Source organism: Streptomyces sp. NRRL B-24572 (assembly GCF_002156145.1).
Classification (GTDB): domain Bacteria; phylum Actinomycetota; class Actinomycetes; order Streptomycetales; family Streptomycetaceae; genus Streptomyces; species Streptomyces vietnamensis.
Map to the genome: position 1 here is coordinate 1 of NZ_MWIG01000875.1, position 962 is coordinate 962.

The window sequence follows — 962 nt, forward strand, 5'->3', positions numbered from 1 at the left end:
CGTCGAGGACGTCCTCGACGGCGCCCCCGCCCACCTGCGCCTCTACGACGGACACTCCGTCCTCGTCAGCGCCACCGCCCTCAAGGCCGCCGGCATCGAAGGACCCCGCGCCTTCGCCCAGCACTCCGAGATCGTCTGCGACGCCGACGGCCGCCCCACCGGGCACCTCGTCGAGCACGCCGCCATGGACCTGATGACCCCGGTCCTGCCCGCCCAGCCGTACGCCGAGCGCCGCGACCGGCTCGTCGAGCTGCTCTCCGGCATGGCCGCCACCGGCCTCACCGCCGCCCACGTCATGGACCTCGGCGGACACGACGTCCCCGGCCTGCTCGCCGGCATCGAGGAGGACGGCGACCTGCCGGTCCGGCTCCGCCTCGCCCCCTGGTGCATGCCCGGCGCCACCGCCGAGGAGCTCGACGCCTTCGTACGGCTCCAGGAGCGGGCCGGACGCCTGTGGGCGATCGGCGGCGTGAAGTTCTTCATGGACGGCACCGTCGAGGGCGGCACCGCCTGGCTGGAGCACGCCGACTGCCACGGCCAGGGCACCGACGCCTTCTGGCCCGACCCGGCCGCGTACTCCGCCGCCGTGCGCCGGCTCCACCGCGCCGGCGTCGGCACCGCCACCCACGCCATCGGCGACGCCGCCGTCCGGCACGTCCTCGACACCGTGGAATCCCTCGGTACGGGCGGTCCCCGCCACCGCGTCGAGCACATCGAGACCGTCCCCGACGACCAGCTCGGCCGCTTCGCCGCACTCGGCGTCGTCGCCTCCATGCAGCCCCCGCACACCGCGTACACCCGCGCCGACCACACCGACGAGTGGTCCAAGCGGCTCGGCGAGGAGCGGGCCGCCCGTGCCTGGCGCTGCCGCGACCTGCGGGACGCAGGGGCGCACCTCGCGCTCGGCTCCGACTGGCCCATCGCCCACTACGACGCCCGACAGGTCCTCGCCACCGCGCGGG

At 75.8% G+C, this 962-nt stretch carries 1 protein-coding gene; it reads left to right on the top strand.

Translation table 11 applies throughout. The features are described from left to right. Nucleotides 1–962, top strand: a 962-nt coding sequence (locus tag CCN56_RS37530) for an amidohydrolase (protein WP_143664760.1), incomplete at both ends; no start/stop codon positions are given.